At 53.3% G+C, this 18,507-nt stretch carries 14 protein-coding genes; 8 read left to right on the top strand and 6 right to left on the bottom strand.

Going from position 1 to position 18,507, the window contains the following annotated elements; translation table 11 throughout:
- Nucleotides 1-366: 366 nt before the first annotated feature.
- Nucleotides 367-1,665: a tyrosine--tRNA ligase gene (gene tyrS / locus BW941_RS12920; protein WP_076516717.1), complete on the bottom strand. Its 1,299-nt coding sequence runs from the start codon at nucleotides 1,663-1,665 to the stop codon at nucleotides 367-369.
- Nucleotides 1,666-1,804: 139 nt separating this feature from the next.
- On the opposite strand from tyrS, the gene BW941_RS12925 reads away from it, so the two are divergent.
- Nucleotides 1,805-3,091, top strand: a complete 1,287-nt coding sequence (locus BW941_RS12925) for a M23 family metallopeptidase (RefSeq protein WP_076516719.1) — start codon at nucleotides 1,805-1,807, stop codon at nucleotides 3,089-3,091.
- Entirely contained in the window at nucleotides 3,088-4,197 is a 1,110-nt protein-coding gene (locus BW941_RS12930; protein ID WP_076516721.1) for an anhydro-N-acetylmuramic acid kinase, read from the top strand. The genes BW941_RS12925 and BW941_RS12930 overlap by 4 nt, the downstream gene beginning before the upstream one ends.
- Here the strand turns inward: BW941_RS12930 and BW941_RS12935 are convergent.
- The 5 genes from BW941_RS12935 to argC all read right to left on the bottom strand — a co-directional run bounded on the left by BW941_RS12935 (nucleotide 4,188) and on the right by argC (nucleotide 7,369).
- Nucleotides 4,188-4,724, bottom strand: coding sequence for a hypothetical protein (locus BW941_RS12935; protein WP_076516723.1), 537 nt, complete (start codon nucleotides 4,722-4,724; stop codon nucleotides 4,188-4,190). The two genes, BW941_RS12930 and BW941_RS12935, sit on opposite strands and share 10 nt — an antisense overlap.
- Before the next feature lie 25 nt (nucleotides 4,725-4,749).
- Complete coding sequence (gene erpA / locus BW941_RS12940; RefSeq protein WP_076516725.1) at nucleotides 4,750-5,097, bottom strand: iron-sulfur cluster insertion protein ErpA; 348 nt, start codon at nucleotides 5,095-5,097, stop codon at nucleotides 4,750-4,752.
- Between the two features lie 61 nt (nucleotides 5,098-5,158).
- A complete protein-coding gene (locus tag BW941_RS12945; RefSeq protein ID WP_076516727.1) occupies nucleotides 5,159-5,569 on the bottom strand; it encodes a bactofilin family protein in 411 nt (136 codons plus the stop codon).
- Nucleotides 5,569-6,309: a DUF6776 family protein gene (locus tag BW941_RS12950; RefSeq protein WP_068444725.1), complete on the bottom strand. Its 741-nt coding sequence runs from the start codon at nucleotides 6,307-6,309 to the stop codon at nucleotides 5,569-5,571. Before BW941_RS12950 ends, BW941_RS12945 begins: the two co-directional genes overlap by 1 nt.
- Before the next feature lie 22 nt (nucleotides 6,310-6,331).
- Nucleotides 6,332-7,369: an N-acetyl-gamma-glutamyl-phosphate reductase gene (argC, locus tag BW941_RS12955; RefSeq protein WP_076516728.1), complete on the bottom strand. Its 1,038-nt coding sequence runs from the start codon at nucleotides 7,367-7,369 to the stop codon at nucleotides 6,332-6,334.
- Nucleotides 7,370-7,575: 206 nt separating this feature from the next.
- Between argC and BW941_RS12960 the strand changes: the two genes are divergently transcribed.
- From BW941_RS12960 to BW941_RS12985, 6 genes are all read left to right on the top strand, one after another.
- Nucleotides 7,576-9,294 carry a chloride channel protein gene (locus tag BW941_RS12960; RefSeq protein WP_139325844.1) on the top strand — a complete coding sequence of 573 codons (1,719 nt, stop codon included), beginning with the start codon at nucleotides 7,576-7,578 and terminating at the stop codon, nucleotides 9,292-9,294.
- Between the two features lie 3 nt (nucleotides 9,295-9,297).
- The gene (gene hemJ, locus BW941_RS12965; protein ID WP_076516732.1) at nucleotides 9,298-9,726 is read left to right on the top strand and encodes a protoporphyrinogen oxidase HemJ; all 429 of its coding nucleotides are present in this window, start codon (nucleotides 9,298-9,300) and stop codon (nucleotides 9,724-9,726) included.
- A gap of 15 nt (nucleotides 9,727-9,741) precedes the next feature.
- Nucleotides 9,742-11,046 (top strand): glutamate-1-semialdehyde 2,1-aminomutase, encoded by a 1,305-nt coding sequence (hemL, locus tag BW941_RS12970; RefSeq protein WP_217693603.1) that lies wholly within the window; start codon nucleotides 9,742-9,744, stop codon nucleotides 11,044-11,046.
- Between the two features lie 13 nt (nucleotides 11,047-11,059).
- Nucleotides 11,060-11,635 (top strand): hypothetical protein, encoded by a 576-nt coding sequence (locus tag BW941_RS12975; RefSeq protein ID WP_139325845.1) that lies wholly within the window; start codon nucleotides 11,060-11,062, stop codon nucleotides 11,633-11,635.
- 103 nt (nucleotides 11,636-11,738) lie between these two features.
- A complete protein-coding gene (locus tag BW941_RS12980) occupies nucleotides 11,739-16,916 on the top strand; it encodes a hypothetical protein (RefSeq protein WP_076516735.1) in 5,178 nt (1,725 codons plus the stop codon).
- A gap of 74 nt (nucleotides 16,917-16,990) precedes the next feature.
- A complete protein-coding gene (locus BW941_RS12985) occupies nucleotides 16,991-18,505 on the top strand; it encodes a methyl-accepting chemotaxis protein (RefSeq protein WP_076516737.1) in 1,515 nt (504 codons plus the stop codon).
- The last annotated feature ends 2 nt before the right edge of the window (nucleotides 18,506-18,507 follow it).

Genomic DNA, 18,507 nt, shown 5'->3' on the forward strand with positions numbered 1-18,507 from the left:
GAATAAAACTGTCAACATTCACGTAAATGAATTTTCGACGAGTTCTTACTTGAAATCTTATGTCTCCACAACATCTCAGTAAGCACCCACACGAAATTGTCTGAACAATTTGTTAAAGAACTTTGCTTCGTGTTTCACTCGAAGCGGGCTGCGCATTCTAAAGAGTTAATCTTCGATGTCAACCTCTTTTTTCTGACTGGTCCGAATTGATCCGTTCCGTTCAGAGCGGGGCGCATTATATAGTGATTAAAACCACTGTCAACCCCTTGTTTTTCCTTTGTTTTTTCCGCTTCTGGAAGAAGCCGTCTCAACTCAGGAGCGGCGCATTATAGAGATCTCATCTGCGCCGTCAACAGTCTTTCTGAATTATTTTTCAAGTTCGAACAAATGATGCTTTTTCTTGCCCATGCGAACCATAAAGAAGCGTCCGTACATAGCATTACCATCACTGAAGATCTCCGCGCCTTTCATCAGGTCATCCATACCGTATGCCTGACCGTTTACGATGACGGCATTGCGGCCGAGTGCATCTTTGACCTGCTTACCCTGGCCCATACCTGCTTCAGACAGGATGGCTGTCAGAGGTTTATCTCCCAGACCAGTAATGTCCAGACCACTTGATGGCAATCCATCCTGCTTGATCTGTTCCAATTCACTTTCGGACAATTGCGTGAGATCGCCGGAGAAGAGCGCTTCGGTAATACGACGGGCTGAATCAAGTGCTTCCTGACCATGCACCATTCGGGTTACTTCTTCTGCGAGAATCGGCTGCGCTGTCTTGCGACCTTCAATCGTCGCATCAAGCGCTTCAATCTCTGCAATCTTTTCAACCGGCAGGAACGTGAAGTAACGAAGGAATTTGTAGACGTCAGCATCTGCCGTATTCATCCAGAACTGGTAGAAGGCATACGGCGAGGTTTTAGAAGGATCCAGCCATACAGCGCCCGATTCTGTCTTACCGAATTTTGTGCCGTCAGACTTGGTTACGAGTGGAACAGTGAGACCAAACGTCTGCGCGCCATTCTGGCGGCGGGAAAGATCAATACCACCAACGATGTTTCCCCATTGATCTGAGCCACCTATCTGTAAGGTACAGTCGTAACGTCGGTTCAGTTCAGCGAAATCCATCCCTTGAAGCAACGCATACGAAAACTCGGTGAACGAGATCCCTGCCCCTTCTCTATTCAGGCGCTGCTGCACCGACTCTTTATTAATCATTGCATTGACCGAGAAGTGCTTACCGACATCACGGAGGAAGTCGAGAACATTCATCTCTCCTGCCCAGTCGAGGTTATTCACAACAACCGCTGGGTTTTCAACACCGTCAAAGGCGATAAACTGACTGACCTGGCCACGTATCTTATCGGCCCATCCAGCTACAATGTCGGCGGTATTGAGCTGACGTTCAGCGGCCTTAAAGCTTGGATCACCGATCAATCCCGTCGCTCCACCTACCAATGCGATTGGCTTATGCCCCGCATCCTGAAAGCGACGAAGAACCAGCAAAGGCACCAGATGTCCCAGATGAAGACTGTCTGCTGTCGGGTCAAAACCGCAATAAAGAACGCGAGATCCGCCGTTAAGGTGTTCATTAAATTCGTCTTCAGCGGTGATCTGGTTCAGCAGACCACGCTCTTTCAGGTCAGCAATAAGTGCGGCTGTCATGGGATCTATCTTCACATTTGGGTTGTCGGAAAGGGAGCTGAACATACCTGATCAAGGTGCAAAATCAAGTTCACCGGGTAAAATGCTCAGTGATTGTTTACACTTTCCTGCGAAATGCATACGAGGATTCGATAATAAGATGGCTCTGCCCGGGCAACTACAGTATTTCCCGTTACGTCACCTGATTGGTGCCGGGCTCGGTATTCTGCTGCTAATCATTTTGGTTCTTCTCCCGGATTCCGGTGAGTCAACCAAACAACAGACGTTTGTTATTGACCTTCCCGAGGTCTCAGAACCCGACACTCCCCCTCCTGTGCCTGAACCCGACTGGGAAGAGACCACAGTGAAAAGCGGTGACAGCCTATCGGTTCTGTTCAGCCGCGAGAATCTTAGCGCCGTGGATGTCATCGATATTGCCGCGGCGGTACCTCGTGACGTCATCAATCTCAAGGTCGGCCAGACGGTGCGCTGGGTGCGCACTGCTGATAATCGTATTTCACAGCTAGAGATTATTCTGTCTCCTCTGGCTCGACACTCTCTCGAGCGCGAAGACGACGGCACTCTTTCTTATGAGTTGGTTGAGCGGACGGCGGATTACATACCGCGATTTGCTTCTGCGACCATCGACAACTCTCTCTACTACGATGGTTCCCAAGCCGGCGTACCAGATCAGATCCTGTATCAACTGGCGGCTATCTTTGGCTGGGATATCGACTTCGCGCTCGATATCCGTAAAGGCGACTCTTTCAGTCTCATCTTCGAAGAGGTTCAGCTTGATGGAGAGCAGATTGGCTACGGCGATATTCTGATCGCACAGTTTAATAACCGGGATCGCGAGCTTACAGCTGTTCGCTATGTCGACAGCGACGGTCAAGCGAACTACTTTACTCCGGAAGGCACGAGCATGCGTAAGGCTTTCCTGCGTAACCCGATTGATTACTTCCGCATCAGTTCCCGATTTAACCCGAACCGTAAACATCCGATTCTGAATACGATCCGAGCTCACCGGGGAACCGACTACGCAGCCCCGACGGGGACGCCGATCAAAGCCGCAGGTGATGGCAAGGTAACCTTCGCCAGTCGCAATGGCGGCTACGGTAATGTCGTCGTCATCCAGCACGGTCAACGCTACCAGACCAAGTACGCACACATGAGTAAGTTCGGGCGTGGCGTTCGGGTTGGCCGCTACGTGAAACAAGGCCAGATCATTGGTTATGTCGGAACCACGGGCGCTTCAACAGGGCCGCACCTGCACTACGAATTCCTGGTCGATGGCGTCCACAGAGACTCATTGCGAGTAAGACTGCCAAAAGCAGAATCTATTAAATCGTCGGAAAAAGCGGCGTTTATGAAGGAGTCCAATAAGCTGACCAGCTGGTTGAAAGACTTCAGTGTGTCTTCAAGCACAGACGGGAGCTTTCAATGACTCTTTGTATTGGCCTGATGTCAGGCACCAGTGCCGATGGCATGGATGCTTGTCTCGTGGAGATCACACCGGACAAAGTGACGATGGTTGATGCCTTGTGCATTGATTACCCAGACGAAGTATCGGATTTCTTTAAGGCGTTAGCCATCAGTGAGACTCTCAGCGCTGAATTGATCATGGATGCCGACCGTTTAATCGCCCAATATGGCGTGCAGGCTGTCGTTACGCTGTTAGAAAAGAATGCTCTCTCAGCTGCTGACATCACTGCTGTCGGTAGTCACGGCCATACCCTTCGACACCGACCTCAACCGGACGGATTCAGTTGGCAAATTGGCGACCCCTCATGGCTCGCCGAGTACACAGGCATTACCTGCGTTGCTGACTTTCGCCGCAGAGATATTGCGGCGGGCGGCGAGGGGGCTCCTCTCGTACCCGCATTTCATCAAGTAGCCATGCAAGCGCATCAACCATGCGGCGTACTCAACATTGGCGGCATCGCCAACCTGACCCTGGTAAACCCGGACCCGAATAAAACTCTTGGGTTTGATACTGGCCCCGGCAACGCATTAATGGATGAATACTGCCGCGCAATGACAGGTTGCAGCTGTGATGCAGGAGGAAGCTCTGCAGCCAGGGGGGTGGTTATTTCTGACTTACTGGAAGAGTGGTTGCAGCACCCCTATTTTTCCGAGGAGCCGCCGAAAAGTACCGGGAGAGAGCTATTCAACCTGAAAGAGCTAACTATTCCGGCAGGATCTAACCCAGATGATGTGCTTGCAACACTGGCCGAACTCACAGCCACCAGCATTACTGATGCTATCAAGCGTTTTGCGCCCGAACTTAAAGACCTTTACGTTTGTGGCGGAGGTGTGAATAACAGTCACCTCATGGCACGCATCCGCGCAAAGCTGAGTGAAGTACAGGTGCAGTCGACGGAAGCGGTAGGAATACATCCTGACTGGATGGAAGCAATGGCTTTCGCCTGGCTAGGCTGGAGAACGTTAAACCACCTGAGCGGCAACCTGCCTGCGGTTACCGGTGCTCAGGGGGAAAGGATTCTTGGAGGAATCTACCCGGCAGGCGCGGGTGAAAACAATCAGAAGTAAGCGTAGCCCGCGCTCTCAAGGCGCTTACTTTCCTGATCTGCTGATGATACACCTTCAATAAAAGGCGGTAGGTCAGTCAGTTCTATACCTCGCTGGCCCGTCCAGTGACGGCAGACTTTTACATCAATGATATTGAAAGCATCCAGACGCGCAGCAAGGTCAACCAGAGCTTTGTTGTCGCGATAGTTGTCGCGTTTGAAAAGTTCGATTTCATCCCCCGACAAAACCAGCATTACAGGCTCTCGAGTGCGGTAAACATCCTGCCCTGAGGCGATTTTTTCTGCACGCTGGAGTAAAGCAAGCATTTCGTCTGCGGAGTGCTCCTGTATCCGGGCCTGAAACAATGCCGGAATGTCCTCTGTAGATGCAGGGATCACCTCGGCAGTAACTTCACCTTCCTGTACAGCCTCAACAGGAGCGACCGCTGAATCATCGATGGCCGGTACAGACGTTATCTCCTGAAGACCTTCGTTAGCGAGACTGGATAAAGAACATGAGACTAGTAAAGCAGTTAATACAATTCGCATGGGAACCTCCCTGATGCGCATCAAGTCAGATTGCGAATGACGAACCACAACCACATGTAGAAGAAGCGCCCGGGTTCGACACCGCAAAACGCGACCCTTCCAGTCCTTCCTGATAATCCAGCACTGACCCAACGAGGTAACCGTAGCTTAGTGAGTCTACAAGCACCCGTACGCCTTCTTTTCCGATGAGGGCATCATCCTCTGCCTGTTCATCATCAAAGGTGAAACCGTACTGGAAACCTGAACAACCACCACCAGTCACAAACACCCTCAGGCACAGCTCATCATCACCCTCATCTTCGAGAAGGTCACGAATTTTTTCTTCCGCCGCTTGCGTCAACTCAATCGGCGTGGCCTGCTGAACTGCTGTCATAATTACCTTGGAAAAGATGTCTTGGATAAGTCTTGTAGGATTATCTGCTTAACCGAGTGATTTAGTCAACTTTTGCCATTTCTGGCTGAGAAACGCCAGAGCCAGATTTAGCTGAGCCGGAACCATGAATCAATTGCCCATTCACCTGCGCCCCTAATACCATTTCCATTGATGCGTAATGGACATCGCCTGTAATGCGGGCTTTTTTCGCCAATTCGATGTAGTCATAGGCGTGGATATCTCCGCATACCTCACCATTGACGATCACATTAGGTGCGGTAATCCGCCCTTCAACACGCCCCTTATCGCTGATACGTACCGACGCCTTAGAACCAGGCTCGGCTACCAGGTTGCCCTTCAGGACACCATCGATCTGAATGGCGCCTTTCACTGTGATATCACCGCGAATCTCAGTGCGAGCCGAAATCACTGTATCAAAATCTATATGGTTGTTGGTCTTAGCACTGAACATCAGGCCTCTCCCTCGGAATTCCAGTTTCGGGTTTCTTCTACCCTTTGTGAGTTCTGCCCGCGTGACTGCATAACTACCTGTAGCTGTTGTGGGATAAAACCATCTGGCAGATTCAGCACACCTTTGAGTTCCTGAAAATAACGGAAGCGGAATGGTATACCCAGTTCACTGATATTTTCATCCAGATCCCGGAGGGCGATAACTTCCTGCTCGCCGGATCGCAAACCAATCACATTGACTGCGACCTCACCCTGAACATAATTCGTGTTATCGACAACCTGAGTCATCATAACGGCATAGCTGTACTGATTTGCACTAATTGCATCGAGGTCAATCCGGCTGATACGTAAGCCTTTATCTGCACTACCCGGCGCCATGATACCCTTGTAGAACGCAACTTCCTGCTCAAGCACGGAAACCTGATCCTTCAGACTTTTTACGGTTTCACGGAAACCATCAGCAGCTTGTCGATCAACTTCGCCGCCCTTCTCAAGTACCGCCACGCGCTGACTAAGGTCTTCAATGGTTTTCTCGCTGGTGCGCAAACCGTCTTTAAGGTAACCGTTCTCTTCTTTGAGTACTTTCATCTGCGTGTAGCTATCGAAGTACCCGTAGAGATAACCGCCACCTGCGGTCATCAGAATAAGAATGGCGAGCCAGAAAGCCCGCCGGAAGCGGTAACCTTTCGCCCGGCGAACAATGACCAACTCGTCCTGAACACTGCCTTCAACTACTGCCATGCTCTATCTCCAGAAACGCTCGTTAAGGCATCAGAGCAACGTGTTGCAGGCCCATGCTTTCTTCAAGGCCAAACATAATATTCATACATTGAACCGCCTGACCGGACGAGCCTTTCACGAGGTTATCAATCGCAGACAGTACAATAACCTGACCAGTATCTTCGTGATAATGCAGTGCCAGACGACATACATTACTGCCCTTCACGCTTCTGGTCGCAGGCTGACTGCCAGCAGGAAGTACATCGACGAATGGCTCGTTGGCATATCGCTCTTCGTAGATTTTCTGTAGATCTTCGATCTTCTGCCCCGGCACCTGGGCGTAAAGAGTCGCAAGAATACCGCGGATCATCGGGGCAAGATGAGGAGTAAAAGTAATGTTGATATCTTTGCCACCCGCAGCCGCTTTCAGCTCCTGACGTATCTCTGGCAAGTGACGGTGACCGGATGTGCCATAAGCCATAAAGCTGTCAGCCGCTTCGGCGAACAACGAGCCGACTTTCGCACCGCGCCCGGCACCACTAACGCCCGTTTTACAGTCAGCGATCAGTAACTGATCCTCGATCAGTCCCTGTTCGATCAATGGAATCAGACCGAGCTCAACTGACGTTGGGTAGCAACCGGGACAAGCAACAAGGCGTGCTTTGCTGATGTCACTCCGATACACCTCAGGCAAACCGTATACAGCTTCGGGGAGAATACCCGGTGCTCCGTGCTCCTGGCCGTACCACTTTTCCCATGTCGGAACATCCTTCAGACGGAAGTCCGCAGACAAATCGATAACGCGGGCACCTGAGTTCAGCACCTCTTCTGCAAGAGCATGAGCCACACCATGAGGCGTTGCGAAAAATACGACGTCGCATTCACCCAGCGCATCGGCATCTGGTACGGTAAAGGCGAGGTCGGTATACCCGCGGAGATTAGGATACATGTCATCGACCCGGACACCCTCTTCACTGCGCGATGTAATCACTTTCAGCTCAGTTTCTGGGTGGTGCACGAGAATACGCAACAGTTCTACACCGGTATACCCAGTGCCGCCAACGATGCCAACCTTAATCACAGACAATCTCCGAAGTAGTCTAGTAGTGCTCTTGTGTGCCTCCGCCACAGAATTCTATTGAACAAAGAAGGCTCTATTGAACAAAGAGTATTTTATGGCGCTGGAAAGCGGCATCCCAGGGTGTTTCCAGCCGTGCCGCAAAGAAGGGTATAATAGCTGGTATTCCGCACTCTTCACACCATAAGGCCAGAAAGGAACCGTCAATAGTGACCCCGTTACGCCAACTCTGGCAAAACATGATCACACTGTCTGACAACCAGATTGGATTAGCTGGCCTGGCTCTATTAACCGGACTTGTCAGCGCTGGCCTGATTACACTCTTCCGGCTGGCAATTGAGCTTCCCCTCGTCACTTTCTTTCCGATTGGCTCCGCCGAAAATTTTGAAGGCATGTCGCAGGAGGTACGTTCGCTGCTTCTTCTGGGTGGCGGCGCCCTGCTGATTCTGTTGTTTTATTGGGTTCCACAAGAACGGCGCAGTATGGGCGTAACCCACGTTCTGCTTCGAATGGAGCGACACCAGGGATACATGCCCGCCCGCAACATTATACTGCAATGGATTTCTGCGGTAATTGCTTTGGTCAGCGGACACAGTGTTGGTCGTGAAGGCCCGGCAATCCACATAGGTGCAGGCACGGGAAGTCAGATCGGCCAACACACCGAATTAGCCCATCATCGCTTACGCATTCTCGCGGCGGCTGGCGTCGCAAGTGCGATTTCCGCTTCTTTTAATACTCCGATGGCCGGAGTCATTTTTGCTATGGAAGTTGTACTTCTGGAGTACAGCATCCGCGGTTTTATTCCGATCATCCTCGCCTCCGTTAGCGGAGCCATCGTCAGCCGCGCGGTCTTTGGCCATGAGACCGCATTTGATGTTCCAGCGCTCAACCTCACCTCTCTATGGGAAGTCCCCTACATTATGTTGCTCGGCGTCGTCGCCGGTCTGGTCGCCACGGGTTACATATATCTGGTCAAAGTTATGCAGCGCCTCGGGCACCTGCCTCTCGTCGTCCGTTGGGGAGGCTTGACGCTGGCAACACTGGCCATCAGTTGGTGGCTACCTGAGATTCTCGGTATCGGTTACGACACCGTAAACGACGCCCTGAACGGCAAAGTAGTGCTCACAACCCTGCTGCTTCTGTTAATGGCCAAGATGTTTTTATCCAGCTGGGCAGCTGCCGTCAGTTTTCCCGCGGGGCTTATCGGCCCGGTACTATTTATAGGAGCTGCTCTTGGCGGAGTAATGGGCCAGATTTCTGTCTGGTTAGTGCCGGACTACCCGGTCTTCATCGGCTTTTACACCATGTTAGGTATGGGTGCCATGATGGGGGCGGTCCTCAGAGCACCGCTGGCAGCGCTCGTTGCTCTGCTTGAGCTGACAGCCAACCCGAATATCATCATGCCTGGTATGCTGTCCGTTGTAATCGCCAGCTTAGTAGTCAGCGAAGTATTCCGGCTGCCCTCGGTATTCCAGGTGCAGCTTGGAGGCAACGCTCAATACCAGACACCGAGCCCAGTGCGACAGATGCTCCGAAACACCTGGGTTGCTCAAGCCATGCAGACTTCGGTCGTTGAGGTGCAACGAAAAGTGGGTCGTGAGGCTGCTGGGTTTATCTTGCAACGCGACCCGAGCTGGCTCCTGATTGCCGGCGAAGACACTCTGATTCGACCAGCCGCGATTGCCGAAGCGCTCGAAACAGACCCGGATGCAGAAACCATTGACCTGTTTACCATCCCGGCTGACCGTCAGGCGGCCGCCCGCATTTCGTTAAAAGCGAATCTGCAGGACGCCTTAGACCAGATGCAGGCACATCAATTACAATGGCTGATAGTGTATCGCGATGAGCGCCGCCATCAGTTTGCAGGCGTGGTATCGCGCGAAGACATCGAGAGTTATTACCAGTATCGTCCGGCACAAGGGGCCTGATTCATGACCTTTCTCTGGCTGAAAGCCTTCCACATCATCGCCGTCGTCACCTGGTTTGCGGCGATTTTCTACTTACCGCGACTGTTTGTGTATCATGCCGACGCCAACGATGAGGTGTCCCGAGAGCGTTTCAAAATTATGGAGCGTAAGCTCTATCGCGGCATCATGACGCCATCCATGGTGGTCGTCATCGCCCTGGGCATCTGGATGTTATCGATGAACACCAGCTTTTATTTCAGCCAGGGCTGGATGCACGCAAAACTCACACTGGTCGCCTTGCTCGTTGTATACCACTTCTATTGCGGCCACCTGTTAAAAGTATTCAAAGAAGACCGGAACACTCGCAGCCATGTGTTCTACCGCTGGTTTAACGAAGTTCCGGTATTTATTCTGCTCGGCGTCGTCATTCTCGTCGTCGTCCGCCCGTTTTAATTCCAAGGTATTGTTATGACTTATTCTATTTCCCAGTCAGAAGCGTTGTTCGAAGCTGCTCAGAAACACATCCCGGGCGGTGTAAATTCTCCAGTACGCGCATTCAAAGGTGTCGGTGGTACCCCCATCTTTTTTGATCACGCCAAAGGTGCGTATGTGTTCGATGCCGACAACAACCGTTATATCGATTACGTGGGTAGCTGGGGGCCGATGATTCTTGGCCATTCTGCGGACGAAATTCTGGATGCCGTACGTGCACGTATGGATAAGGGCCTGAGCTTTGGTGCGCCAACCCATATTGAAATTGAGATGGCTGACGAAGTCTGCAAACTGATCCCGTCGATGGACATGGTGCGCATGGTTAACTCAGGCACCGAAGCTACCATGAGCGCAATTCGTCTGGCTCGAGGATTTACCGGCCGCGATAAACTCGTGAAATTTGAGGGCTGCTATCACGGCCATGCTGATTCACTGTTGGTGAAAGCCGGCTCCGGCATGCTGACTTTAGGCGTTCCGACGTCTCCGGGGGTTCCTGCCAGTGTTGCAGAAAACACCATTACCCTGAACTACAACGACCTCGATAGCGTTAAAGAATGCTTCGCGAAAATGGGTGACGACATTGCGTGCGTCATCATCGAGCCTGTCGCGGGCAACATGAACTGCATTCCTCCATCGAAGTCATTCCTCCAGGGGTTACGCGAGCTTTGCACTGTGCATGGCATTGTGCTTATTTTTGACGAAGTGATGAGTGGCTTCCGCGTATCACTGGGCGGTGCACAACAATATTACGGCATCACTCCCGACATGACCTGTCTGGGTAAAGTCATCGGTGGCGGTCTGCCCGTTGGTGCCTTTGGTGGTAAGCGCGAAATCATGGAATACCTGGCGCCTCTCGGCCCTGTGTATCAGGCAGGGACTCTGTCGGGCAACCCACTGGCAATGGCAGCTGGCCTGGCCATGCTGAAAGCCATTCAGAAGCCTGGCTTCTACGATCAACTGACTGCACGCGTAAAACAGATGCTGGATGGATTTAAAGCGGCGGCGGATAAACACGGTATTCCATTCACCTCGACCAGTGCCGGTTCGATGTTTGGTCTGTTCTTCACCGAGCTGAACGAAATTAATGGCTTCCGTGACGTAGCTGATCACTGCGATGGCGAGCGATTCAATCAGTTCTTCCACGGCATGCTGAAAGAAGGCGTGTACCTCGCACCGTCATCATTCGAAGCCGGATTTATGTCCATTGCGCATACCGAGCAGGATATTGACGACACCATCGCTGCCGCCGATCGTGTCATGGCGTCGATCAAGGCGGGTTGAGGTGATCTCAGTTTTGTTTCTCGTCACAGGCCTCGTGCTCGGATGGTTATCGCGGCCTCGTGCAGGCGAGGTATTGCAGGGAGAGCAGGCGGCCGACCTCTGTGCCGCACTGCTCCTGACCCTGTACGGCAGTTTATTACTGATCTCTCCCTACTGGCAGCATGCGGAAACATTGCTGCTGTTGCAGGGACTGAGTTGGTATGCGGCCTTACCTTTATTAGCGCTCGTGGGACTCGCCCGATTCGCGCAATCAGTCGGTTCACTTCCATCGTGGGATCGCGTCGTATGGGGCCGGATTCTGCTGGCACTATGTGTGGTATTCGAACTCACCCGGAGAGCGAATGAGCTGGACTGGATTCTCCTCACCAGCCTTGCAGTAGGAGGCCTATCAGCCGTTGCCAGCGCCTGGGTAAAAAGGACACCGGGCCTCGTTGCCTCCGCCGTCATCTGGGCGACTCTGAGTTACTGGCCTCTATCCAACTGGCCCGTGATTCAGGTTGAGCTGCTGGCCATGGCAATTGCCACAGCAGTGACGTTTCAGCGTCTTGCAGAACACTGGAGCGACCGACTTCGCACTACCCAACCATGACACCGAATTGACATAGCGCAACCAGACATACCTGTCAGGTTACCGTCGAAAATACCTGATCGGCCTAGTATGGAATAAAAGTATATCCAAACAGGCCTGTTTTATGAGAGTTCTCTGGAGCGCCTCCGCCCTCTTCTCGCTCAGTGTTCATGTTGCCGCTGCCCCACTATTGTCATTCGACAGCATAACGGACTCCCCAGAAAATCAGACAAGCACCGGGCTGGATGTCGCTGGTTTGCTGGACCCGGCCAACATTGGTTTGATTAACTTCACCATCGTTGGCGGCGACGACGCTCACCTGTTTACAACATCCGGAACCAACCTGCTGTTCTCGTCAGCGCCTGATTATGAAATACCTCTTGATGCGGATGGTGACAACCGCTACGAACTGATACTGCAGTCCCCGCTGGTCGGCCTGATCACCAAGAATGTCGCCATTGATGTCACCAACCTGAACGACAACAGCCCGGTGATTTCCTCCGGTACCAGCGTCACCATCGACGAAAATATCATTAATACGGGATACATTCTGACGGCCTCAGACGCTGACGGAGACGTTCTCATCGACCGGATCTCAGGCGGCGTGGATGCCGCTCTGTTTGAACTGGTCGATGGTGAATTGCGTTTCAAAACGGCCCCGGATCATGAAGACCCACAGGACTCGAACGGCGATAACATCTATCTGGTCGATCTCGAAGTCAGCGACGGCCTGAATCTGGTGGACGTCAGCGTCAGCGTCACAATCGAAAATATCAATGATGTGGCACCGACCTGGACCGGGTCGACCGTCATCACCTTAGTAGAAGGGCTGATCGCCACCGGACTCCTGACGAACAGTACCTATGACCTCGAAGGCGACTCTCTGTCCGTCAGCATCAATGGCGGTGTCGATGCCACACTGTTCGACATCGTCAACGGCGAAATCGTATTCCTCTCAGCGCCAGATGCAGAAAACCCGCTCGATGCTGGCCTCGATAATATCTACAACCTGCAGATTGCCATCGACGACGCCGTGCATGTCACCACTCAGAATCTGAGCATTGAGATTCTGCCTGACTATGACGGTGACGGTATCGCCGATGTCATTGACGCCGACGATGACAACGATGGTTACGATGACACCGTCGAACTCAGTGAAGGCACGGACCCGGAAGACGCTTCCAGCACGCCGGCCGACCAGGACGGCGACTACATTCCCGACAGCACAGACCCCGACCGCGACGGTGATGGCATCGACAACGCCACAGAAGCCAGTAACGGCACTAACCCAGACAACCCGGATACCGACGGCGATGGCAGCGATGACGCCAGCGAAGGGACAACCGACTCGGATGGCGACGGCCAGATTGATGCGGTTGAATCGTCCATAACCGACACGGATTTTGATGGCGTCAGTGATCAGAACGACAGCGTCAATAACGACGGTTCGAATGACACCGACGGCGACGGCATCAGCAATGAAAATGAAACCGCGGTAGGTACCGACCCCGAGAACGCGTCCGACACCCCAGCCGACAGCGACGGTGACGGCACACCGGACACCATTGACAGCGACCGAGACGGTGACGGGGTCAGCAATACGGACGAAGCCACCAACGGCACCGATCCGGACGACGCCGACAGCGATGGCGACGGTAAAAACGACGGCACAGAAGGCACAACAGACACCGATGGCGATGGCACCATTGATGCGCTCGAGTCTGCATCAGCGGACGCTGACAGTGATGGCGTGAGCAATGAACGCGACGCGGCAAACAACGACGGCAGCAACGACACCGACGGCGACGGCATCAGTAATGCCAATGAAACCGCTGCTGGCAGCGACCCGGAGGATGCCGCCGATACGCCAGCAGACCAGGATAATGACGGCATTCCAGATGGACTCGACAGCGACCGCGATGGCGACAACGTCAGTAACGCCGACGAAACCACCAACGGTACCAATCCAGATAATCCGGACAGCGACGGCGATGGCCAGAGGGATGACGCCGAGGGGACAACGGACAGCGACGGCGATGGCACCATCGACGCTCTGGAATCAAATCAGACCGACACCGATGGTGATGGCGTCAACGACCAGGCCGATGCCGACAACAACAGCGGTGCCAACGATACCGACGGCGATGGCATCAGCAATGCTAATGAAACCGCTGCTGGCACCGATCCGCAGAACCCTTCTGATACCCCAGCAGATCAGGATGGCGATGGCATTCCTGACAGCGTGGACAGTGATCGTGATGGCGACGGCGTCGCCAACACGGTTGAAGCCAGCAACGGTACAGATCCTGACGTCAGTGATACCGACGGCGATGGCGCAGACGACGGCACCGAAGGCACTGCAGACAGTGACGGTGACGGCGTGATCGACGCACTGGAATCCAGCACTACCGACAGCGATGCGGATGGAGTCCCAGACCAGAATGACAGCGCCAACAACGATGGCAGCAACGATACTGACGGCGACGGCATCAGCAATGCTCAAGAAACCTCATTAGGTTCAGATCCGCAGAATGCATCAGATACCCCGGCGGATCTGGACGGCGATGGCATTCCTGATGGGCTAGACAGCGACCGCGATGGCGATGGTTACAGCAACAGCCAGGAAACCGCCGCTGGCACCGACCCGGACGATGCTGCCAGCGCCCCCACCGATCTAGACGGCGATGGCACGCCTGACAGCAGCGACCCCGACATCGACGGCGACGGCATCGACAACAGCACTGAGACCAGCAACGGCACGAACCCCAATAACCCTGACACCGACAACGACGGCAGTAACGACGCGGTAGAAGGTACGGCAGACACAGACGGAGATGGCGCGATCGATGCGGTTGAGTCGGACAGCAATGACGCCGACAACGACGGTGTGGCTGACCAGTTCGACGCCGAAAACAATAATCCCGCCAACGACACTGATGGCGATGGCATCAGCAACCAGCAGGAAACAGCAGCCGGCACCGACCCGCGTAACGCCTCGGACACGCCTTCTGATCTCGACGGTGATGGCATCCCTGACAGCGTTGATACCGACCGCGACGGCGACGGCGTCAGCAACAGCGATGAGGGCGTAAACGGCACCGACCCCGATGATGCAGATACCGACAATGACGGCACTAACGATGGTGCAGAAGGCACCTCCGACAGCGATGGCGACGGCACCATTGATGCCCTCGAGTCATCACAGGCAGACGCCGATAATGATGGCGTCAGCGATCAGTACGACGCCAACGACGCCGACCCGAACAACGACACGGACGGTGATGGCATCGGCAATACATTCGAATTCAGTGCCGACAGCGATCCACGCAATCCGAACGACACACCGCCCGACTCAGATGGCGATGGCATCCCTGATAGCCTGGACAGCGACCGCGATGGCGATGGTGTCAGTGACTCAGATGAAATTGCCAATGGCACGACCCGTTCCAACCCGGACAGCGACGGCGATGGTAAAAACGATGGTGTCGAGGGTACCGCAGACAGCGACGCTGATGGCGTGATTGATGCCCTCGAATCCGCGGTAACCGACTCCGACAACGACGGCGTCCCGGATGAACTGGACGCCGCCAACAATGATCCGGGCAACGACAGCGACAACGACGGCATCAGCAACAGTTATGAAACCGCCGCCGGTACTGATCCGCTAAATGGAAGTGACACACCGTCTGATCAGGACGGCGACGGCATTCCTGACAGCCTCGATGGCGATCGGGATGGCGACGGATACAGCAACAGTACCGAAACCTCTGCGGGTACAGACCCGGATGACGGTGCCAGCGTGCCTGCGGATCAGGACGGCGACGGCACACCGGACTACATCGACAATGATCGCGACGGCGACGGTCTGAACAACTCGACCGAAGTACTTTACGGTACCAATCCCGATGACCCGGACAGCGATGCCGACGGCACAAACGACGGGGAAGAGTATGGTCAGGACACGGATCACGATGGTGCGGTCGATGCGCTGGAATCGCTGATCAATGATACCGACAGTGATGGCGTATCCGACCAGGAAGACGCTGCCAACCTGAATCCGAACAACGACAGCGATAACGATGGACTGTCCAACATTGACGAGACCACCGCGGGTTACGACCCATTGAATGACGACAGCGATGGTGATGGCCTCATTGATGGCGACGATATCGCACCGCTAGACGCTTTATCTGACTCTGACAGTGACGGACTCAACGATGCAACGGAAACAAGTATTGGCAGTAACCCGCTCGACGATGACACCGACGGCGATAGCCTCAGTGATTTCCTCGAAGCTCGCATTAACCGCGAAGGCCTGCCGCGGGACACCGATAATGATGGCATGCCAGACTATGACGACATCGACGACGATGGCGACGGAGAACTCACAGCAGATGAGAGCGGTGACAGTGATGGCGACGGAATAGATGATGCTTACGACGCTGACGATGCGGCCGATTCCACAACCAATGACAGCGATCTTGATGGCCTGCGCGATGAGGTAGAGTGCACAGTCACCCAGTGTGAAGACAGTGACGCCGATGGCGTGCCTGACTATATGGACGAAGACAGCGACAACAATGCAGTGCTGGACAGCGACGAAGTGCGCCCGCTGCTCGACTCTGACGGCGATGGTATTGCTGATTACCGCGATGACGATGATGACGGCGATGGCGTCGATGATCTGACCGAGATCCCAGACCCACTGAATCCATTAAGTGCGGATTTCGACAACGACGGTATCGCCGATCATCTGGACGCGGACAGTGACCTGACCGATGGCACAAACGATGGCGACCATGACGGCATCAGCGACACTGAGGAGTGGGGAACCGGCAGTGATCCGCGCGATACGGACGGAGATCTGATTCCTGACTATGCCGATCCCGACTCGGATAATGATGGTCTGGCCGATGTGTCAGAAGCCCTGTTGGACTCAGATGGCGACGGTATTCTTAATTACCTCGAAAGCCGACTGTCAGACAGCGATAACGATGGCGTCAACGACGAGGCCGACGAAGCGAACGAGAGCCCGGAAAACGATACCGATGGCGACGGTTTCAGTAATCAAGCCGAACTGGATGGCGGCACCGATCCCCAGAATGCGGAGAGCTTCCCCGGAAGTGATGCATTAGCAGACCAGACGGACGCCACTCAGAGCGACGGTGGTTCCGCATCCGGTAGTATCAATCTGTTCAGTATTCTTCTCGGGCTTGTACTCATCAGTATCCGCTTAATGACCGGAAGCCGGCACGTCGAACGTGACTCCGATCGCAATCGGGGTCACAACGGCACCGGTTGACGACCCTCCGCTTTCTTTTCAGAAATTTTGTCTACACTGGAAGTAATACCAACAGTACTTATGTGGTTATCGCTATGATTCCATCACCTGCAATAATTAAATTCTACCAAAATGCAGACGCATTCTTTTTCCGCCTGACCCTCGCACTACTTGTTGTGTCTCTGCTTTTGGCGAGCTGGCACAACACCTGGTTAGAAGCCGTCCTGGTTGGTGTACCCGCCGTCGCGGTTCCCGCTATGATCAGCAAAGCCATGCCTGGCCATCGCTTAACCCGTATTTCATTTGCGGCATCATTGATGATTTTCTCGGCGCTGCATATTCATCAGGCTCATGGTTTGATTGAAATGCATTTTGGTATCTTTGCTCTGCTTGCTGCGCTCCTTTATTACCGCGACCAGCTTACTATCATTACTGCAGCGGCCGTGATCGCAACTCATCATCTGGTATTTAACTACCTCCAGGAAATGGGTTCCGGCGTGTATATATTTGAGTACCATGCAGGCCTCGATATGACTACTGGCCTGGAGATCGTACTTTTACACGCTGCCTTCGTCGTATTTGAGGCGGGCGTTCTCGTATATCTTTCCCGTAAGAGCTGGGCAGAATTCCTTCAGAGTGTTGAGTTGCTCAGTATTGGTGAGCATCTACAAAAAGAAGGTCAGATTGATCTTTCCTATCAACTGGATAAACCTCAGTCTGCCTTCGGACATACCTTTAACACCTTTTTTGCTCAGATCAATGAACTCGTCAATGAAGCCCGTGAACTGTCTTGTGAAATTTCGGGGATCAGTGATGATTTCGATAAGTCATGTAAAACTGTCGAGTCAGGCTCCAGCAAGCAAAGTGACGAAACAGATCTGATTGCTTCCGCCACTCAGGAAATGACCAGCGCGATGGAGGAGATAAATCGCTTTTCAGATGAAGCCGCCAAGTCTGCGACATCTGCAACCGAAGTCTCAGCTGCCAGCGATAAAGAAATCCGTGCAGCCCGCACCAGCATTGAGCGTTTAGAGCAAAATATTAAAACCGCTAACACTGTTATCGAGAACCTGGACTCAGAAAGTAACAATATCGGCTCTGTGTTATCTGTAATTCAGGGCATTGCGGAACAAACGAATCTTTTAGCACTGAATGCCGCTATTGAAGCTGCCCGTGCAGGTGAGCAGGGTCGCGGCTTCGCGGTTGTTGCAGATGAAGTCCGTACCCTGGCATCACGTACTCATGAGAGTACGGAAGAGATCCAGCGAATGATTGAACAGTTGCAGAAGGGCTCAAGTGAAGCGGTGAGCGCAATGGAAACATCACTGAGCGGTGTTGGCGAAAGTGTCAGCCAGATAGGTCATATCGATGAGCAGCTACGACTGATAAAATCAGCGGTAGAATCTATGAGTACGATGAATCAACAAATTGCTCAAGCTATTCGCGAGCAGAACCTGGCGGTCAACGAGGTCAATGGCAACATTATTTCGATCCGCGAAATCGGGGACTCGAACTTGGGACTGGCTCAGGCCTCGAAGGCTAAAACGGGGCAGCTATCGAACATGGCTGGTAAGCTTGCTGGTTTACTGGCCAACTTTAAGACGCACTAGAT

It is taken from the genome of Thalassolituus maritimus (assembly GCF_900156675.1).
In the GTDB taxonomy this organism is placed as follows: domain Bacteria; phylum Pseudomonadota; class Gammaproteobacteria; order Pseudomonadales; family Oceanobacteraceae; genus Thalassolituus; species Thalassolituus maritimus.